Source organism: Amycolatopsis sp. NPDC114503 (genome assembly GCF_055633655.1).
The window spans coordinates 627,041-642,709 of the sequence record NZ_JBVKDT010000003.1; the positions used below are offsets into that span (position 1 = coordinate 627,041).

Annotated in this window: 14 protein-coding genes; 7 read left to right on the plus strand and 7 right to left on the minus strand. The window is 69.7% G+C overall.

Translation table 11 applies throughout. The annotated features are described in order from the left end of the window. Positions 1-116 precede the first annotated feature (116 nt). The 5 genes from ACZ7OI_RS15475 to ACZ7OI_RS15495 form a co-directional block, all read right to left on the minus strand. Positions 117-1,373, minus strand: coding sequence for an MFS transporter (locus tag ACZ7OI_RS15475; protein WP_470264846.1), 1,257 nt, complete (start codon positions 1,371-1,373; stop codon positions 117-119). 45 nt (positions 1,374-1,418) lie between these two features. Then, positions 1,419-2,879, minus strand: coding sequence for an aldehyde dehydrogenase family protein (locus ACZ7OI_RS15480; protein ID WP_470264847.1), 1,461 nt, complete (start codon positions 2,877-2,879; stop codon positions 1,419-1,421). Next, complete coding sequence (locus ACZ7OI_RS15485) at positions 2,876-4,492, minus strand: thiamine pyrophosphate-dependent enzyme (RefSeq protein WP_470264848.1); 1,617 nt, start codon at positions 4,490-4,492, stop codon at positions 2,876-2,878. The genes ACZ7OI_RS15480 and ACZ7OI_RS15485 overlap by 4 nt, the downstream gene beginning before the upstream one ends. 95 nt (positions 4,493-4,587) lie before the next feature. After that, positions 4,588-5,289 (minus strand): IclR family transcriptional regulator, encoded by a 702-nt coding sequence (locus ACZ7OI_RS15490; RefSeq protein ID WP_470235944.1) that lies wholly within the window; start codon positions 5,287-5,289, stop codon positions 4,588-4,590. A gap of 163 nt (positions 5,290-5,452) precedes the next feature. Then, positions 5,453-6,592 (minus strand): MFS transporter, encoded by a 1,140-nt coding sequence (locus ACZ7OI_RS15495; protein WP_470264849.1) that lies wholly within the window; start codon positions 6,590-6,592, stop codon positions 5,453-5,455. Positions 6,593-6,686: 94 nt separating this feature from the next. Between ACZ7OI_RS15495 and ACZ7OI_RS15500 the strand changes: the two genes are divergently transcribed. Further along, positions 6,687-7,022, plus strand: coding sequence for an ArsR/SmtB family transcription factor (locus tag ACZ7OI_RS15500; RefSeq protein WP_470264850.1), 336 nt, complete (start codon positions 6,687-6,689; stop codon positions 7,020-7,022). A gap of 16 nt (positions 7,023-7,038) precedes the next feature. Here ACZ7OI_RS15500 and ACZ7OI_RS15505 read toward each other — a convergent pair whose 3' ends face one another. Continuing rightward, complete coding sequence (locus tag ACZ7OI_RS15505; RefSeq protein ID WP_470264851.1) at positions 7,039-9,813, minus strand: glycoside hydrolase family 2 protein; 2,775 nt, start codon at positions 9,811-9,813, stop codon at positions 7,039-7,041. A gap of 313 nt (positions 9,814-10,126) precedes the next feature. On the opposite strand from ACZ7OI_RS15505, the gene pqqA reads away from it, so the two are divergent. The 5 genes from pqqA to pqqB all read left to right on the plus strand — a co-directional run bounded on the left by pqqA (position 10,127) and on the right by pqqB (position 13,205). Further along, positions 10,127-10,222: a pyrroloquinoline quinone precursor peptide PqqA gene (gene pqqA, locus ACZ7OI_RS15510; protein WP_116204359.1), complete on the plus strand. Its 96-nt coding sequence runs from the start codon at positions 10,127-10,129 to the stop codon at positions 10,220-10,222. Between the two features lie 78 nt (positions 10,223-10,300). Next, positions 10,301-10,999 carry a pyrroloquinoline-quinone synthase PqqC gene (pqqC, locus tag ACZ7OI_RS15515; protein ID WP_470264852.1) on the plus strand — a complete coding sequence of 233 codons (699 nt, stop codon included), beginning with the start codon at positions 10,301-10,303 and terminating at the stop codon, positions 10,997-10,999. A 3-nt stretch (positions 11,000-11,002) separates the two neighbouring features. Next, entirely contained in the window at positions 11,003-11,275 is a 273-nt protein-coding gene (gene pqqD / locus ACZ7OI_RS15520; protein ID WP_470264853.1) for a pyrroloquinoline quinone biosynthesis peptide chaperone PqqD, read from the plus strand. Further along, the gene (gene pqqE / locus ACZ7OI_RS15525) at positions 11,266-12,339 is read left to right on the plus strand and encodes a pyrroloquinoline quinone biosynthesis protein PqqE (protein ID WP_470264854.1); all 1,074 of its coding nucleotides are present in this window, start codon (positions 11,266-11,268) and stop codon (positions 12,337-12,339) included. Before pqqD ends, pqqE begins: the two co-directional genes overlap by 10 nt. Then, the gene (pqqB, locus tag ACZ7OI_RS15530; RefSeq protein ID WP_470264855.1) at positions 12,336-13,205 is read left to right on the plus strand and encodes a pyrroloquinoline quinone biosynthesis protein PqqB; all 870 of its coding nucleotides are present in this window, start codon (positions 12,336-12,338) and stop codon (positions 13,203-13,205) included. The genes pqqE and pqqB overlap by 4 nt, the downstream gene beginning before the upstream one ends. Positions 13,206-13,764: 559 nt before the next feature. Here pqqB and ACZ7OI_RS15535 read toward each other — a convergent pair. Then, positions 13,765-14,361, minus strand: a complete 597-nt coding sequence (locus tag ACZ7OI_RS15535; RefSeq protein ID WP_470264856.1) for a DUF6461 domain-containing protein — start codon at positions 14,359-14,361, stop codon at positions 13,765-13,767. Positions 14,362-14,511: 150 nt separating this feature from the next. Between ACZ7OI_RS15535 and ACZ7OI_RS15540 the strand changes: the two genes are divergently transcribed. Next, complete coding sequence (locus tag ACZ7OI_RS15540) at positions 14,512-15,663, plus strand: AI-2E family transporter (RefSeq protein ID WP_470264857.1); 1,152 nt, start codon at positions 14,512-14,514, stop codon at positions 15,661-15,663. The last annotated feature ends 6 nt before the right edge of the window (positions 15,664-15,669 follow it).

The following is a 15,669-nucleotide window of genomic DNA, read 5'->3' on the forward strand; positions in this document are numbered from 1 at the left end:
CGATTGGGCCTGGTACGCGAATTTTTTAGACTACAACACCAAAACCGACCGGACCACTGCCTCCTTGTCGGGGTCGACGCCCCTGGTCAAACCCGCCCCCCCCACTCACGGCGCCCTCAACCCTCGTGAGCCGTCTCCACCTGCGGCACCGGACTGTCCGCCGGGGCGTCCGGAGCCGGGTCCCGGTTCACCAGCGCGATCGCGAGCGCCCCGATCACCGCCACCACCGCGAAAAGGTAGAAGCCCCACGGATACGCCAGCCCCGCCGACAGCAGCAGCCCGGTCACCAGCGGCCCGGACATCGCGCCGAACCGGCCGATCCCGCTCGCCGCCCCGAGCCCGGTGCCGCGCGCCTCGGCGGGGTACACGCGGGCGATGTACACGTAGACCAGCACCTGCGAACTGAAGGTGAAGATCCCCGCCAGCGCCACCCCGACGTACACGCTCGCCCCGGGCAGCTTGATGCTCAGCAGCGCCAGGAACACCGCGGCCGCGGCGAACCACACGATGACCGAACGCCGGTAGCCGATCCGGTCCGCCACCCGGCCGCCGACCAGCAGGCCGATGACCGCGCCGACGTTCAGCACCAGCAGCAGCGCGAGCGCCGCGCCGAGTTCGTAGCCCGCCGCGCGCATGATCTGCGGCAGCCAGGTGTTCAGGCCGTACACCAGCAGCAGCCCCATGAACGACGTCACCCAGAACGCGATCGTCGCGCGGCCGTAGCCGTGCCGGAACAGGACCCCGAGCGGATTGCGGTTCCGGCGGGCTTCCTTCGCCCGCTCCAGCGCCTTCGACTCGGGCAGGAACTTCACCATCAGCGGCACCAGGATCAGCGCGGGCGCGGCCCCGATGACGAACATCGACTGCCAGCCGAACCGTTGCAGCACCAGGATTCCCAGCAACGCGGTGAGCACCGCGCCGACGTGGTAGCCGGTCATCAGCACGGTGGTCGCGCTGCCGCCGCGGCCGATCTTGGCGTACTCCGTGATCAGCGCGAGCGCGGTCGGCAGCACCCCGCCGAGCCCGAGCCCGGCCAAAAACCGCAGCACGCCGAACAGCCACGGCCCGTTCGCGAACGCGCAAAGCAGCGTGCAGACCGAGAAGCTGATCACGGTCAGCAGCATCATCCCGCGGCGGCCGAACAGGTCGCTGAGCGGGCCGATCGCGAACGCGCCGACCGCCACGCCGAGCAGCCCGACGGCGGAGATCAGCGACGCCGTGTTGGGGTCGAGCCCCCACGCTTTGTCCTTGAGCAGCGCGGGCAGCACGACGCCCAGCACCACCAGGTCGAACCCTTCGAGCGCCACCGCCGTCCAGCACAGCGGAGCCACCCAGCGGGCATAGCGCGCCCGGGGATCAGTCGAGACCGTCATGTCATCACCTGCGTCGTCGGAGGGGACCTGGTCGAATACTGCGGGTCAGAACGGGTACTGCGGAAGGTCGCCGCGCACGGTGACCCACTGGGTTTCGGTGAACGCCTCCAGGTTGGCCTGCGCGCCGCCGTGCCGGGAGCCGGTGCCCGAATCCCCCACCCCGCCGAACGGCGCGAGGGCCTCGTCGTTGACCGTCTGGTCGTTGACGTGCACCAGACCGGACGGGATCCGCTCGGCCAGCGCCAGCCCCCGCGCGGCGTCCCGGGTCAGGATGCCCAGCGACAGCCCGTACTCGGTACCGCCGGCCAGGCGGACTGCTTCGTCCACTGTGGAAAACGGCACGACCGGCGCGACCGGGCCGAACACTTCCTGGGCGTAGGCGGGCGCGGAGAGCGGGACGTCGGTGAGGACGGTCGGGCGGTAGAACAGGTCCTCGTAGGTGCCGCCGGTGGCGATCTTCGCGCCGGCCTCGGCGCTGCCGGTGACCACCGAGTGGACGCGGTCGCGCTGTCCGGCGTCGATCAGCGGGCCCAGCGCGACGTCGCCGTTCGCCGGGTTTCCGACGGTCAGCTTGGCCGCGTGTTCAGCGAGCGCGGCCGCGTAGTCGTCGGCGATTTCGGCCGCGACCAGGTGCCGTCCGGTCGCCATGCAGATCTGCCCGGAGTGGTTGAACGAACCGAACGCGCCGACCGACGCGGCCTGCTCGACGTCCGCGTCCGCGAGCACGACCAGCGCCGAGTTGCCGCCGAGTTCGAGGTGCACGCGCTTGAGCCGCTCCCCCGCCGCCGCGGCGATCTTGCGGCCCGCGTTCGTCGAACCGGTGAACGCGATCACGCGCACCAACGGGTCCTCGACGAGCGCCGCCCCGACGTCGGCGCCGCCGGGCAGGAGGTGGAACAGACCTTCAGGCAGCCCGGCTTCCTCGAAGATCCGAGCCAGCACGACACCGCCGCACACCGCGGTGCGCGGGTCCGGCTTCGCCAGCACCGCGTTGCCAAGCGCCAAGGCGGGCGCGATCGCACGGATGGAGAGGATCACCGGCGCGTTGAACGGCGAAATCACGCCAACCACTCCGGCCGGAACCCGGCGTGCCATCGACAGCCGAGGCTGGCTGGAACGCAACAGCTCCCCGTACGGATGCGCGGCCAGCGCGGCGGCTTCGTGGCATTCCTCGGCGGCGACCGCGCGGGTCTGGAACTGCGCGAACCCCCGCGTGGCACCGGATTCCCGGATGAGCCATTCGTCGATCTCGTCGCCGTGGTCCTCGAAAAGCCGCGCCGCACGGCGCAACACCCGCGCCCGCTGGTCGTACGGCTTCGCAGCCCACTCCCGCTGGGCTTCCCGCGCAGCGGCGGCAGCCTTCGCGACATCCTCCGGAGCCGCCGCGCCGACCCGGGCCAGCGTGTTCCCGGTGGCAGGCTCGACCGCGTCGTATTCCCCGCCGGCGCCGGGGATCCAGCCGCCGGAGAAGATCCGGCCCTGCCAGTCGTTCCCGAGCAACGTCATGCCGTCACCGCCACTTCCAGCACCAGCGGCTCCGTGCGCACGGCCAGGGTCGGCAGCACCTCGTTCAACACTGACTCCAGTTCTTCGTAGGTTTCCGCGCGCCGCGCCGGGCAGCCGAGCGACTTCGCGAGCCCGCTCACGCTGACCTCGTCGAACCCGGGCCACGGCGCTTTGCCGCCGCCGGCCGTCCGTTCGCCGTGGCGCACGGCGAGTTTGTCCATGATCGCGTAGCCGCCGTTGGACAGCACGATCACGAGAACGCCGACGCCGTAATGCGCGGCGCTCCACAGCGCCTGGATCGAGTACAGCGAAGAGCCGTCCCCGATCACCGCCACCACCGGACGTTTCAGGCCGCCCATCCGCAGCCCGATCGCCGCCGGGACACCGAATCCCAGACCGCCCATGGCCGCGCTGAGGAATCCGAGCGGCTCGCGCGCGGGCACATACGCGTGCAGCAACGGGCGGCTCGACGGCGATTCCTCGACCAGCACCGTGTCCTTGGGCAACTGCCGAGCCAGCAGCCCGAACACGCTCTCCGGCCGCAGCGGCGCACCGTCCTCCGGCGCACCAGGCAATTCGACCGTCCGGCCGATCTTCTCCGTGCCCGCCTCCCGCGCGGGAATCAGCTCGGCCAACGGCCCGCACACCGCCGACGGCCGCGCCAGCACAGCCAGGTCGACCGGGCTGCGGTGCGCTTCGTTCGGATCGTCGGTGACCACCGCGATGCGGGTGCCCGGCTCCGTCAGCTGTCCTGGTTCTCGCGGGTACTGCCGGAAAACCGGCGCGCCGACCGAGAGCACCGCGTCGTGCCCGGACAACGCTTTCCGCAGTTCTTCCCGGCCCGGCGGCAGATGTCCGGCGAACTGCGGGTGATCCTGCGGGAATCCGGCGCGGGCGCCGAACGCCTCCTGCCACACCGGGCACGCGAGCTTCTCGGCGAGCGCGGTCAGCCCGCGCCACGACTCGGCGTCGTCCGCACCGGCACCCGCCACGAGCACCGGATTGGTTGCGGCACCGAGGAATTCCGCCAGCTCGGCCAGCACCGCGGGCTCGGCGGCGTTCGCGCGGACCAGCCTGGCCGGGGCGGGCAGCGGCTCGTCCGCGCCCGCCGGCTCCGACCAGTCGTCCATCGGCACGATCACCAGCGCCGGGCCGCGGTGCTCGCGCGCCTCGTGCCACGCGCGGGCCAGCGCGCCCGGAACGTCCTGCGCGCGCGGCGGTTCCGCGATCCACACCGGCGCGGGGCGGGCCAGGTCGTCGAGCCGGTGGCCGGTGAGAAACGGCTCCAGCGCGAGGTGGCGGCGGTCCTGCTGTCCGACGAGCACGACCAGCGGCGCGCGGTTGACCCGGGCGGTCGCGAGCGCGCCGACCGCGTTCCCGAGCCCGGCGGTGGTGTGCAGGATCGCGACCGCGGGCCGGTCGTTCGCGAGCGCCCAGCCGGTCGCCATGCCGACCACCGAACCCTCGTGCAGCGCCAGCACGAACTCGAGGTCGTCGGGCAGGTCGGTGAGCAGCGCGATCTCGGTCGACCCGGGATTGGCGAACAGCGTCGTCGCGCCGAACCGGCGCAGCACGTCGAACGCGGCGTCGCGAACGGTCGGGGCAGGGCTCACGGACTTCTCCTCGGCAGTGCGGCAGCGGGCGGTCCGGAGTCTCCCGGCCCGGTCCTCAGCCGCCCAGCCCCTCTTCCACTCAGCGGAAAAGTTCCTCAGCCTTGCAATGCCCGCGTGACCCCCAGCGCCGCCATCCGGACCACCGGCACGAGCGGCGACAGATTCGGCGTGCAGCTCGGCACCACCACGGAAATCGCCGCCACGACCTGATCGCCCGGCCCGCGCACCGGAGCCGCGACCGACGACGCGCCCTCGGTCATTTCGTTGCGGGAGATGCAGAACCCCTGCAGCCGCACCTCCGCGAGCACCTGGCGCAGCCGCGCCGGATCCGTGATCGTCCCGCTGGCGCGGCGCTCCAGCCCGGCGGCCAGAATGCTTTCGAGGCATTCCGGCGGCGCGTGCGCGAGCAGCACCTTGCCCGGCCCCGCCGCGTGCAACGGCAGCCGCAATCCCACCCGCGAGGTCACCACGACGTCCGGATGCGCCTCGAGCTTTTCCAGGTACAGCGCGCGGTCCCCGTCGAGCACGACAAGATGCACGACCTCGTGGGTCACCTGCAGCAGATCCTGCAGGAACGGCAGCGCCACGTCCCGCAGTTCGCGTCCGCCCGGCGCCTGCGCCCCGAGCTGCCACAGCCGGAGCCCGATCCGGTACCGGCCGCGCCCGGTGCGCTCCAGCGCGCCCCAGCCGGTCAGTTCGGCCAGCAGCCGGTGCACCGTGGCGGGCGCGAGCCCGGTCGCCCGGGTGATCTCGCCGTGAGTCTGCTCGGGTCGGCCGGACAGGAAGGAATCCAGCACCGCGAACGCGCGGCTGAGGACCGTGCGCCCGGGTTCGGCGGCGTTGCCGGCGATCGCGTGCCTCCGGGGCTGCGGTGGAACGGGACGGGGACTGGCCGCCCATCATCCGCCAGTCCCGCGGACACGGCAACCCGCGGTTCCCTCGACTGTCCACACTGGACGTTCAGCGGGCCGGTTCCGCGTTTCGGCGTTCCGGGGCGGTGCCCAGCGCGACCGCCAGCACCAGGGCCGCCAGGAGCGCCGCCGCGGGCCCGAGCCATTCCGGTCCGGCATTCGCCAGCACGAGCCCGCCGGCTCCCGCGCCGATCGCGGTTCCGACGTAGTTCATGGAACCGTTGAGGCTCAGCGCGACCGCCGCCGCGTTTCCGCCTGCCGCGAATACGCGGTTTTGCTGCGGGATGAACAGCATCGAGCCCAGTACGCCGAGCAGGAACAGCACGACGAGCGTCGGGACGAACCACCGCTGAACGACCGAAAGCGACGCAGCGGCCACCGCGACGATCGCCAGCCCCGCCACGATCACCCGCAGCGAAGCGACCCGGTCGGCAACCCGTCCGACGAGCCGGTTGCCGAGGAAGAACCCAGCCCCATTGACCAGCAATGCCACCAGAATCGCGTCCGCGCTGCCCGGCGAGCTGATCCCCACTACTGCTGACGCGTACGCGATCAGCAGGAACGACGGGGCCAGTACCAGCGCGCTTACCGCGAGAAGCGTGAGGATGCGGGGATTGACCAGGACCGCGAGCCGGTCGCGCATCGTCGTGGCGGGCAAGGTCATCGACGGGACGAAGACCGCGGCCAGCACTGCCGCCGCGGTGGCCAGCGCGGCAATCGTCCACAACGTGCCGCGCCAGCCCCAGGCCTGGCCGATCAGGAGACCGAGCGGGACTCCCAGAACCGCGGCGAGACTGGATCCCGCGCCGATCACCGCGAAGGCCCTTGCTCGTCGCTCCGGCGGCGCCAGTACTCCCGCCACCGCAAAAGCGTTGGCCTGGAATGCGGCGGCTCCCAGCGCCGAGACGACTCGGCCTGCCAGGACGGTGCCGAACGTCGGGCCCGCCGCCTGCAGCAGCATGCCGACGAGGAAGGTCGCCATGCCCGCTCCGATCACCAGCCTGCGGTCCGCTCGGCCGGCGAGTGTCGCGATCACCGGCGACCCGACCGCATAGGCGACCGCGAAGACCGTGGTGAGCTGGCCTGCCGTCGCCACGCTGACCGACAGGTCTCGGGAGATTCCCGAAAGCAGGCCGGGCAGGACGAATCCGTCCACGCCCAGCACGAAGGTGCCCGCCGCCAGGATCACCAGGCGAGTGTTATTCGATGATTGTCGAATCGTCACATCGACGGACCATAGACTATGATTCGATGACGGTCAAAGCGTGGAAGGAGCCCCTGCCGTGTCGCGCACGTTGCCTGAGCCGACGGTCGAGTCGTTCGACCTGACGGTGATCCTCAGCGCTCTCGCCGACCCTGGGCGGCGGACTATTTTGCGGGCGATGTACCGGGCCGGGGGCCCGATCGACTGCGCGACGCTGGTGGAGAAGGCCGGGCTGGGGCTGAGCAATCCGACGATCTCGCATCATTACCGGGTTTTGCGGGAGGCCGGGCTGACCCGGACCGTCACGGAAGGGCGGCGGCGGATCGTGCATGTTCGGCAGGAAGAGGTGGAGGAGCGGTTTCCCGGGTTGCTGGAGGCGATTCTTGCCGCCCCGGAGCGGCTTTCGCACAGTTGAGGCTGCGTGCGCCGCCTCAGCGCCCGAACGTGGTCTGTGCGGGATGGGTGTCCAATGCCTCGTGGTTGAAGGCCACTGCTACGCCGTGCCCTCGCAATGGAGACGCTCGCTGGTCGATTTTCCATCCGTCGACCCGGACTCCCAGGTTCGGATGCCGCCGGATCTGCTCGCCATCCAGCTGAACTCGGACAGTCGCCGATTCCCCGCCGATCAAATTCAGATAGTTGTCCGTGAACGTAGCGGGGAGAATGCGCTCTCCGGTCCGGACGTCATAAATCTGCAAATGCACCATCAACGCCACAGACTTCCCGACGTTGCGCACATCGACAGCCATCTCGGCGCCGTCCCTGCCCCGCGAAACCCCGGCGATCACCGAAACAGCAGCTGCGGGCATCCCGTCCAAACTGGCGAATCCCGCCGCCCGCGCGGGGTTCTCCACCCAATAGAAGTTTCGGGCGATCTCCGAGCCCCGAGGATCCTTGAGCACCATCCGAACAAACACGACCTCGGACGGCACCGCCTTCACTCGCGAAGCAACACTCCCGGCCACAGTCCGGTCAGAAGCCCCTGCCTCCACGCCAAACGAAGCGCGGGCGACCTCCACGCCGTCCAGCCCGTAGAGCGTGGCCTCAACCCGCCCCCGCACCACTGCCCGGCCGTGATTCGCCACCACGACGTCGAAGCTCTGCCCGTCGAGGATCACGTTAACCCGCCGGCACGCGTGCTGAACCGCGTAGTACGACGAATGCGCCTCCAGATCGTGGCTGTACATCTGCCAGACAAAACTCGGCTGCGCGGGGTTGGTCATCCACATGATCACCCCGGTGCGGGGATAAGGCCCGGCGCTGCGCATATTCGCCGCCGGAGCTTCGTAGATTGCCTTGATGCACTCGTAATTCATCAACTGCGACTTGCGCGCGAAATCCGGCAGGTTCCGCACTTCTCCGTAGCGCTCGGCCGTCAATGCGAGATAGCCTGCCCCGCCGCCGTTGCCTCCGTTGCCGTTCACGTCCCGGTCGGCCCAGAAGTCATCCGGATGCTCCCACGAGGACTCGGGCAGCATCTTCCGCATGAATTCCAGCGTCGGGATCGAGTACGAGCCGACCTCGTTGTGGAACGGCGGCCACTGCGTGCCGTCGTTGAGCGAGAAATGCTTGGCGGGCGGGACCCAGTGGTACGGACCACCGGACCGGTATCCGTCGATCGGGTTCTGTCCGGTGTCGCCCGCCGAACTGGTCAGCGCGACTCGCTGCGGGTCCAGTTCGGCGACCAGTGCGTCCAGCCCGTCGATCAACGGCTGCGGCGGCGGCCCCTCGTTGCCGCCGCACCAGAGCAGGACCGACGGGTGGTTGCGGAACCGCACGATGCAATCGCGGATGTTCGCGAGGTCGCGCGCGGTGTTCTCGGCGGGCGGGCCTTCGGTCGAGCAGAAGAAGTCCTGCCAGACCAGGATGCCGTACTCGTCGCAGGCGGCGAAGAAGTCCTCGGTGCTGCTCTGGCCGTTCCAGTTCCGGATCAGGTTGAGGTTCGCGTCGCGGTGCAGGCGCACCTGCGCGCGCAACCGCTCGCGGGGAATCCGCTTGAGGGCCTCGTCGAGCCCCCAGTTGCCGCCCATCACCAGGATCGGCTGGTTGTTGACGGTGATCGCCAGGCAGTTGCTCGTCGTTCCGGACGGCGACCGCATCGGTGTCGTGTACTCGATCCGCCGGATCCCGAAATCCACCGTTCGTTCGTCGTGGACCTGGCCGCCGGATTCGACGCTGACGGCCAGCCGGTAGCGATACGGGTCGCCGTAGCCGTTGGGCCACCACAGCTTCGGCCGGTCCAAGCGCAGGGAAGCGATGTCCTTCGACGTCAGCACGACCGACGACATGCCCGACGGAACACTGATCGTTCGCCGGAACTCTCGTCCGTCCAGCGATCCCTTCACCGTCACGGACTTCGCGGCGGCGCTGTCCAGCGCAAGCTCGACCGCGACGTCCGCCGTGCGCAAGTCCTGCGACAGCGTCGAGGTGACCTGCACGTCGGCCAACCGGACCGGCCCGGTGGTACGCCAGGTGACCGGCTGCCAGATTCCGAGGTCCCGGTCGGGGATGGTGGGCAGCCAATCCCAGCCGGCGGTGCAGAAGAAGGTCGGGCCGTTCTTCAGCGTGATCCCGGTGGGACCGCCATTGCGGCCGCCCCGCGTCACCCCGCTGGCGTAGCTCGGCAAGGCGGGCGGGTCGGCGTAGTCGAGCTTTCCGACCAGCACCGCCAGCCAAGCCATGCCGCCCGCCTTCGCCACGATGTCCGTGACCTCGAAGACCGCGCGCTTGAAGGCACCCTCGACCGTGCCGACCTTGGTGCCGTTGAGCCAGACGGTCCCGAGGTAGTTGATGCCGTCGAACTGCAGCCAGAACCGCTGTCCGGGAACCAGCCTCGGCACCCGGAACGCGACCCGATACCAGTAGGCGGTGTCCTTGAGGGTGTCCGGAACGGTGTCGGTCACGATGTGGCCGTACAGGGGATCGGGGTACTCGCCGTTCGCGATCATGCTGGTGAGCGGCGTCCCCGGGACCACGGCCGGCTTCAGACCGGCAACGTCCTGCGCGCTGGCCAGCGCACTGCCCGCCGCGGTGCCGTCCGCCGCGACGAAGGTCCAGCCGCTGCCGATCTCACCGCCGCCCACCTGGGGCGGCCGGGCCTCCGGAGCCGCTCCGGCGGTGCCGGACAGTTCGAACGCGCCGAGCACACCACCGCCCGCGACAGCAATCCCGCCGGACAGGAAACGCCTGCGATTCACCTGGGTCACGTCGCTCCCGAAACCTCTTCTGACATCGTTGTCAACCGCGCTTGAACCCTATTATTCGGCTGTTCACGGGTCCGATGTCAAGCGGCATCAGGAGGTTTTCGCGCGCCCGCAAGGAATCTGTCGGGCGGACAAGAGGCGGCCGCGCCCGAGAGTGACCGCTCGCTGCGCCATCGGAAGGAATATTTACAAAGTCGGCGGAAAATCGGCCCGCACCCCTGGCGACCGGCCGCCTTGCGCTTTTAGGGTGACGGCGTTCGCGGCGGGACGCCTGCCCCGCTCACTGGTGCACCACCGAAGGAAAGCGAGTTTCCTCATGCCCGAAACCGCCGAAATGTGGACCGCGCCCGACTTCGTCGAGTACGAAACGCCGATGGAGGTCACCGCCTACGCGGCCCGCAGGGAGGAATGACCCGCCGGACGGGGCCGGTTCGCTGGCGGTCCCGTCCTTCGGAAAACCCTGCCGCTCAGTGAATCCCGGAGTATGCGAATGTCCACTGTGCACCCGATGAGCCCGGCGGAGTTCGCCGACGCCCTGCGCGGCCTCTCCCACCGGTACTGGGGCAGCCACCCGTTCCACCAGCGGATGCATGCCGGCGAACTGACCGAGCACGAACTGAAACTCTGGGCCGCGAATCGCTGGTACTACCAATGCCAGCTGCCGCAGAAAGACGCGGCCATCATCAGCAATTGCCCGATTCCGGAAATCCGCCGGATCTGGCTGGACCGGATCGTCTACCACGACGGCGCCGTCGAAGGCGAGGGCGGAGCCGAACGCTGGCTGCGGCTGTGCACCGCCGTCGGCCTAGACCGGGCCGAGGTCCTCGACGAGCGGCACGTCGCCCCCGGCGTCCGGTTCGCGGTCGACGCCTACGTCACCTTCGCGCGCACCAAACCCTGGGCCGAAGCCATCGCGTCCGGCCTGACCGAGATGTTCGCCGGGCACCTGATGCAGCAGCGCGTGGCCGACGTCCTGGCGAACTACTCGTGGATCTCCCGCGCGGACTTGGCGTATTTCACCAACCGGATCGACAAGGTTTCCGGCGAGGGCAAGGACACTTTGGACATTGTCGTGCGCCACTGCGTCACCCGCGAGCAGCAGGAGAAGGCGGTGGCCGCGCTGTCGTTCAAGTGCGACGTGCTGTGGTCGATGCTCGACGCCATCGAACGCGTCGCGGCCAAGGAGTGAGCCATGGACACCATCACCGCCGCGTCGGTGCCGAAACTGCGCACTGGCGTGCGTCTGACGTTCGATCACGTGCGCGGGGTGCACGTCCTGTTGTTCCCGGAAGGCGTGCTCGTGCCGAACTCCACCGCCACCGCGGTCCTGCAACTCTGCGACGGCGCCACCCCGGTCTCCGGCATCATCGCTCTCTTGAACAGCCGATACCAAGGCGTCCAAGAGAATGACGTCCTCGCTGTGCTGGCTCGGTTGGGACAACGGCGGGTGATCGAATGGACGTGACCGCACCGCTGGGGTTGCTCGCGGAACTGACGCACCGATGTCCCCTGCACTGCTCGTATTGTTCAAACCCCGTGGAGCTGGTGAAGCGATCCGCGGAACTGTCCACCTCGGACTGGACGGACGCCCTGTCCCAGGCCCGCGAACTGGGCGTGCTGCAAGTCCACCTGTCGGGCGGGGAACCGCTGGCGCGCCCGGATCTTCCGCAGCTGGTCACGCACGCGAGCGGCCTCGGCTGCTACGTCAACCTCGTCACCTCCGGTCTCGGCCTGACCGAGCCGCGGCTGAACGACCTCGCCGAACGGGGCCTGGCCCACGTCCAGCTTTCCGTGCAAGCAGCCACCCCGGACCGCGCGAACCTCCTCGCCGGCGCGAAGTCCTTCGACCGAAAGCTGGCCGCCGCCGAACTCGTCAAAGCCTCGGGTCTGCCGCTGACCGTCAACGTGGTGCTGCACCGGCAAAACCACGACCAGCTGGCGGAAATCATCGCACTGGCCGAGTCGATGGGCGCGGACCGCCTGGAACTGGCGAACACCCAGTACTACGGCTGGGCCCTGCGCAACCGCGACGCGCTGATGCCCACCCCAGCGCAACTCGCCGCCGCCGAACCCCTGGTCCGCTCGGCCGTCAAACGCCTGCGCGGCACCATGGAGATCATCTACGTCGTCGCGGACTACTACGAGCCCTTCCCCAAACCCTGCATGCACGGCTGGGGCGCGCGACAACTGACGATCGCCCCCGACGGCACCGTGCTCCCTTGCCCCGCCGCGAGCGCGATCACCACGCTCACCCTCGACAATGTCCGCGACACCGCCTTGGCCGACATCTGGTACCGCTCGGAATCCTTCAACGCCTACCGCGGCGAGGAGTGGATGCGCGACCCGTGCCGCACCTGCGACCGCCGCACGACCGACTTCGGCGGCTGTCGCTGCCAGGCGTTCCAGCTCACCGGCGACGCCGCCAACACCGATCCGGTTTGCTCCCGCTCCCCAGATCGCGGCACGGTTGACCTCATCCTCGCCGCACCGTCCACTTCGGACCTGATTATGCGTGGCCCAGCCCGGTGAAAGTCATCCTGCTAGGCACCGCCGCAGGCGGCGGCTGTCCACAATGGAACTGCGCTTGCTCCGTTTGCACCTCCAGCGCTCCCCCGCGCACCCAGGACAGCGTCGCCTTCAGCGCAGACGGCCGCGCGTGGCACCTCCTCAACGCCTCGCCCGACATCCGCGCCCAAATCCTCGCGACCCCCGCGCTGCGCGCCGGCCCCGGCCCGCGCGAGACGCCGCTGCGCACGGTCCTGCTCACCGACGCCGAACTAGACCACACCCTCGGCCTGCTCATGCTCCGCGAGGCGGCGGCTCTCACCGTCCACGCCCCCGCCGCCGCCCTGCACGCACTGACCGACCACTTCCCGGCCCGCACCATCATCAGCGAGTACCACCGCTGGAACTGGCTCCCCTCCACCGAAACCACCCTCGACGGCTTGGTGATCACCGCCCTTCCGGTCAGCGACAAACAACCGAAATACGCCCGATCCTCCGCCCGTCCAGGCCCGTGGGTCGTCGCCTACCGCATCCACGACCCGACGACCGGGGGCACGCTCGTCTACGCGCCGTGCCTGCGCACTTGGCCGCCCGGCTTCGACGCGTTCGTCGAAGGCGCGAGCCTCGTCCTGCTGGACGGCTCGTTCTACAGCGGCACCGAATTCACGACAGCGACTGACGGTGCCGACCCAGCCGCGCAGCACGCGATGGGCCATGTGCCGATCACCACGACCCTGCCGATGATCGCGGAGCGCCCAGGTGCCACGCGGTGGGCTTACACCCACCTGAACAACACGAACCCAGTCGTCGACCCGGCCGGTCCGGAGCACGCCGCGGTTCTCGCCGCGGGGGCGGACCTGCCGCCGGACGGAACCGAGTTCACCCTCTAAGGGCGGGACAACCCCGGCACGGGCCGCTGGGGGTTCCGCAGGCGCGGAAGAACCACACCGGTTGCTTCGGCCGGGAACGGCGCACAAGCACGGCACGGCACGGCACGGCACGGCACGGCACGGCACGGCACGGCACGGCACGGCACGGCACGGCACGGCACGGCACGGCACGGCACGGCACGGGGTGATGATGGATCACCGCCGCCGACGGTTCAGCCTGCCACGCGAACTTCCCAACAACTCACCCCACCACACTCGCCTCCATCCTCCCGGCATGGCCCATGCCCGGGCTGCTCAGCTGGCGGCAGCACCACCGGATCGAGGGCACCGCCAGCGCGCGGGAATCGCTGCTCCATCTGCTGACAACCGCCAAGGTCGGCTGCCGAAAACGCTCGCCCTGCAACGGCTCCGTCTGCCGCCGCACTCGCCGCCGCGCAATAGCTCAACCCACCACCGCACAACCCACCAGCACACTCAACACCGCATAACGGCTCCGCCCACCCCGCACCCGTCTTCACGCAACCGATCCGCCGACCACGCTCCACGCATCAGGTACCGGCTAACTCCGGATGTCCCCCACCAGCAACGTCCGCTCGAGAAACTCCGGGGCAAACCTCACCCCGGTCACCCTCGCCGCCACCGCGAACGCCGCCGCGTTCGGGTTCGGCGGCCGTTCCTCTCCCTCCGGATCCAACCCGGCCTCGCGCATCCACGGCGTCAACCGCTCCGGTTCGCTGCCGTACCGCTGACTCGGCAGGCGCGGGAGGAAGCCCGCGACCACCGTGCCGTCCACCGCGTAGACGAAGTGCGCCTCGGCGTAGTCGTGCCGGTTGACCGCCACGACCTCGCTTCCCTTGGACAGTCCGGTGACGACCTCCGGCAGATTCCCCTGCCAGCCCCACGGTTCGATCGCCACGCTCCACTCCCCGGACGACACCACGCCGACGTACCCGCCGCCGCTTCCGCCTTGGGTTTGCCCGACGTATTCCGCGACCAGGCTGTTCAGTTCGGCGAAAGCCAGCTGCTCGCCGGCGGCGGCTCCGAAGCGGCGCAAGACCTCCGGCGGGTCGAGCCCCCGCAGAAACGAAATACAGAAGATGTCGTGCAGCGGACCATTGCTATCGAGCCAAGCCAGTTCGGTCAAAGTATCCGTCATCGTGCCCTCCTCGGTCGGTCCAAGCCATCGTCGCAGGCACCACCGACAAAAACGCGAACCCCGGCGACGACAACCCGCCCGCACCGGGTGAGGACCGGGCCCGCGCTCCCCGCCACAGTGGAGCACGCCGTCTGCTTCCGGAGGATTCGCATGGTGCGAGCATCGTTCACCGATTTCCCGGCTCGCCGGTTCCGCAAGCCCCGCCGCGACGTCGCCGATCGACGAGGCGAGGACGTGCAACCGCCACCAGTCCCGCCCGAGTGCGAAGCAAGCGGCACCCCGCTTCCCCGCGCGCTCGTCGTGCTGCTCGGCGCTGCAGCCGCGACGGTCGTGCTCGCCGGTGTGCAGGCCATCGCCTGGTTCGCCGCTCCGGTGTTTCTCGCCCTGGTCGTCGTGCTCACCCTCGATCCGGTGCGAACCTGGTTGCGGGGCAAGGGATTGCCACGCTGGCTGACCGTCGCCGTGCTGACCGTCGCCGTCTATGCCGTCCTGCTGGCCTTCTTTCTCGTCGTCGTGGTGTCGGTCGCGCAGTTGTCCGCATTGGCCCCGCGCTACGCCGGGCGGGTCGACGAGCTGCTGCACGACGGGCTGGCCACGCTCGGGGTCGGCGAAGCGCAGGTGCGCGGCATGCTTTCCTCCGTCGATTCCGGAAAACTCGTCCGGCTGGCCGGGTCTCTGCTCGCGGACGCGGGCAAGCTGGTCACGAATCTCGCGTTCCTCTTCGCCCTTCTGCTTTTCCTCAGCGCCGAAACGGCCTGGGCCGGGCAACGGCTGCGCCGGATCGCGCGCGACCGGCCGTGGATTCCCCCGGCGTTGCGCGGTTTCGTCACGGGCACGCGGCGGTACCTGCTCGTGACGACGGTGTTCGGCGGGCTCGTGGCAGCGCTCGACACCGCCGCGCTGGCGCTGCTCGGCGTTTCCGGGGCTGTGCTGTGGGGGCTGCTTTCCTTCGTCACCAACTACATTCCCAACGTGGGTTTCGTGATCGGGGTGGCCCCGCCCGCGGCGATCGCGCTCCTCGACCGCGGGTGGCGCGGCCTGCTCGTGGTGCTCGCGGTCTACCTCGTGCTGAACTTCGTGGTGCAATCGCTGGTCCAGCCCCGGTTCGTGGCCGGCTCGGTCGGACTGTCCACTGTGGTCACGGTACTGGCGCTGGTGCTGTGGACCTGGCTGCTCGGCCCGCTCGGCGCGGTACTCGCCGTGCCGGCGACCCTGCTGGCCAAGGCGCTGCTGGTGGACGTCGATCCGCAGGCGCGCTGGGCCGAAGCGCTGCTGTCGGCTCCGCGCCGCGACGACGGCTGACCGGCG

Bases quoted from the DNA above. Each gene is read 5' to 3' on its own strand.
- ACZ7OI_RS15475 (WP_470264846.1), bottom strand. From the start codon at position 1,373: ATGACGGTCTCGACTGATCCCCGGGCGCGCTATGCCCGCTGGGTGGCT.
- ACZ7OI_RS15480 (WP_470264847.1), bottom strand. From the start codon at position 2,879: ATGACGTTGCTCGGGAACGACTGGCAGGGCCGGATCTTCTCCGGCGGC.
- pqqA (WP_116204359.1), top strand. From the start codon at position 10,127: ATGCCCGAAACCGCCGAAATGTGGACCGCGCCCGACTTCGTCGAGTAC.
- pqqC (WP_470264852.1), top strand. From the start codon at position 10,301: ATGTCCACTGTGCACCCGATGAGCCCGGCGGAGTTCGCCGACGCCCTG.
- pqqD (WP_470264853.1), top strand. From the start codon at position 11,003: ATGGACACCATCACCGCCGCGTCGGTGCCGAAACTGCGCACTGGCGTG.
- pqqE (WP_470264854.1), top strand. From the start codon at position 11,266: ATGGACGTGACCGCACCGCTGGGGTTGCTCGCGGAACTGACGCACCGA.
- ACZ7OI_RS15535 (WP_470264856.1), bottom strand. From the start codon at position 14,361: ATGACGGATACTTTGACCGAACTGGCTTGGCTCGATAGCAATGGTCCG.
- ACZ7OI_RS15540 (WP_470264857.1), top strand. From the start codon at position 14,512: ATGGTGCGAGCATCGTTCACCGATTTCCCGGCTCGCCGGTTCCGCAAG.